The following is a 2,711-nucleotide window of genomic DNA, read 5'->3' as shown; positions in this document are numbered from 1 at the left end:
CGCCGCGGCCACACCGAGGCGGCGGTCGGTGCCTACCTCGCCCACGGCCGAGTCCACACCCGCGCCGACGATGCGCAGGCCCGAGCCCGGCTCGTCGACGCCTACCTGCACCACCGCCGCGCCGGCGCGGACCCCTACCAGGTCGTCGCCCTGACCAGCAGCCGACACGACGCAACGGCCCTCAACGACCAGATTCGGCAAGCGCTCGCCACGACGGGTCTGATCGCAACCCACGAGACCGTCGTCCGCACCGACGACGCAGAACGACGGTTCGCCACCGGCGACCTGGTGGTCATCACCCACAACGACCACCGCCGCGGGCTGCTCAACGGCACCCGGGCCACCATCGAGCGCACCGACCGCACCACCCTGCGGCTGCACACCGAGACCGGCCAGCACGCCGAGGTGCCGGTCCGCTGGGCCTCCGACCACCTCGACCACGGGTACGCCCTCACCGTCCACAAGGCCCAAGGCCTGACCACCGACCTGGCGCTCATCTACGGCACCGCGGCACTCAGCCAGCAAGCCGGCTACGTCGCGCTGTCCCGCGGCCGCACCGCCAACCACCTGTTCACCAGTGCCCAGCCACTGGCCCGGACGGACCCCACCGACGAACTCGACATCCCGCGCTTCCAGATCCTCACGCACGCTGAGCCCGCCGACGCCCTCGACCTGCTCCAGGAGCGCCTGAGCTGGTCCCGACGGCACACCCTCGCCCAGCAGCAGCAGCCAGCCAGGCAGGTCGAGGAACGGGGGCTGTCGTTGTGAACCGGCCGCAGCCTCGCCGGCTGGCCGGCGCGTCGCCTCTCACTGCGCTGATGCAGATCCCGCCGGCACCTGTGGAGCGGGTGACCCTCACCGTGCCCGAAGCAGCCCAGTTGCTGGGGATCAGCCGAAACGAGGCCTACCTGGCCGTGCAACGCGGGGAGCTGCCGGCCCGGCGGATCGGGCGGCGCATCCTCATTCCGCGCGTCGCGCTCGAGCGCTGGCTGGCGGAGACGGTGCCGAGACGGCGGTGTTGAGGTAGCGGTCCCAGCGCGCCTTCGCGCCCCGGGCCCGGCCCTGGGTGACCTGGGTGTAGACCGCCAGCGTCACCGAAGGGTCGGCGTGCCCCAGATGCTGTTGGACCTCGGGCACGGTGAACCCCATCGCGAACATGTGGCTGGCGCAGGTGCGCCGCAGGTCGTGCGGGTTGACGGCGTCCAGCTTCGCCCGCTCGACGGACCCGTCCCACACCCACCGCTTCCAGCTGGAGTAGCGCAGCGGGCCGCCGGTCCGGGTGGTCCACAACAGCCGGTCCGGATTCAGCGGCAGCGCATCGACACGCTGCCGCAGCGCCTCGAGCACCACGGTAGGCACCGTGATGGTCCGGGACTGGCGTGACTTCGGGGACTGGAAGATCAGCGTGTGCCGGCCGGTGCGCGGGTCGGTCGCCGCGGACAAAGACTCGTCGACGCGCACGGTGCCGTGCCGCAGGTCCACGTCACGCACCCGCAGTGCCGCAGCCTCGCCCCAGCGCAGGCCGCCATAGGCGAGGGTGAGCAGGAAGGCCCGCTGCGCCTCGTCCGGGCATGCGGCCAGCAGCCGGTCCATCTCGTCGGTCTCCAGGAACCGGGCCCGCGCCTCCGGCAGGCGGGGCAGCTCGACGCCGTCGCAAGGGTTGCGGGGGATCACGTCGTCGCGCACCGCCCGCCGGCACACCGCGGAGACCAGCCGGTAGGCCTGCCGCACCCGCGACGCCGACAGCCGCCGTTGCCGCAGCCGGGTCAGCCACTCGCGGACGTCGCGGGCGCGCAGCGTGGCCACAGAGATGGTCGCGATCGGGTCGCCGTCGATGCAGGCCCGCAGCAGCGACTCGTACCCGTCCAGCGTCTTCGGCTTGAGGTCACCGATCGCCGCTGCCGTGTCGAGGTGCTCGCGGACCAGCGCGTGCACGGTCTTCTTCGCCGCCCGCGCGTCGTACACCACTCCACGACGCCCCTCGGTCTGCCTCTCGGCCAGCCAGGCGTTGGCGTCCGTTTTGGTCGGGAAGGTCACCGGGGCCGCCAGGTGGGTCGCGGTCGCGACGTCCCAGTACCGGGCCTGCCACCGTCCCGAGGGCAGCCGCCGGACCGCGCCGAACGATCTTCGTGTCATCGACCCTCCCGGGCTCGTTATGGCACGTAGATGGCACGAAGGTACAACGGTTCTGGCTGCGTGCCAGGTGGAAGCGTTGCGGCCTCGTTCGCCGAACAGATTCCTTAACCGTGTGTCGGAGGTTCGAATCCTCTCGGGGGCACCAGTCTAGAAGTTCAGATTCCCGTTGCTACACAAGGACTTTCAGTCTCGCTTGCCTGCCATCTGCTCCCACTGCGCCCTCTCCCATACCACCCAATGCACGCTTATGGCACGACTTTGGCACGGAAGCGACCCGTTCGGCGGGTCAGCGTGGGGTCAGGCCGTGCTCTTCCCGGAACGGTCAGACGGCGCCATTCTGACGAGACTGCCCGCGTCTGAGGGTGCCCGCGCCCCGCTGGGACGTCCCAGTCGACCGCGCACGGCGAGGACGCGTAGACCTCGATCCACGCCAAGGCGGCCGCATTGCTGCATTCCGCAGCTCGCAACCATGAGCTGGCGGACGGCACCAGGCGTCTGTTATGGCGGCCGACCTCGTCTTGTGGGGTCCCAACCGGCTGCGGCTCACCCTGGCCAAGGATGAGGCGAAATGACCT

The 2,711-nt window shown here is 70.8% G+C and carries 3 protein-coding genes; 2 read left to right on the top strand and 1 reads right to left on the bottom strand.

Going from position 1 to position 2,711, the window contains the following annotated elements:
* Together VIM19_15360 and VIM19_15355 are read left to right on the top strand one after the other, a co-directional pair.
* Nucleotides 1-768 (top strand): hypothetical protein (locus VIM19_15360; GenBank protein ID HEY5186240.1); only part of this gene is annotated, 768 nt, incomplete at its 5' end.
* Nucleotides 769-818: 50 nt separating this feature from the next.
* Nucleotides 819-1,022, top strand: coding sequence for a helix-turn-helix domain-containing protein (locus VIM19_15355; protein ID HEY5186239.1), 204 nt, complete (start codon nt 819-821; stop codon nt 1,020-1,022).
* On the opposite strand, the gene VIM19_15350 is transcribed toward VIM19_15355, so the two are convergent.
* A complete protein-coding gene (locus tag VIM19_15350) occupies nt 961-2,136 on the bottom strand; it encodes a site-specific integrase (protein HEY5186238.1) in 1,176 nt (391 codons plus the stop codon). The genes VIM19_15355 and VIM19_15350 overlap by 62 nt on opposite strands.
* Nucleotides 2,137-2,711: the final 575 nt, after the last annotated feature.

The sequence above is a fragment of the Actinomycetes bacterium genome, assembly GCA_036510875.1.
Classification (GTDB): domain Bacteria; phylum Actinomycetota; class Actinomycetes; order Prado026; family Prado026; genus DATCDE01.
This window is presented reverse-complemented; position numbering and strand designations above follow the sequence as displayed.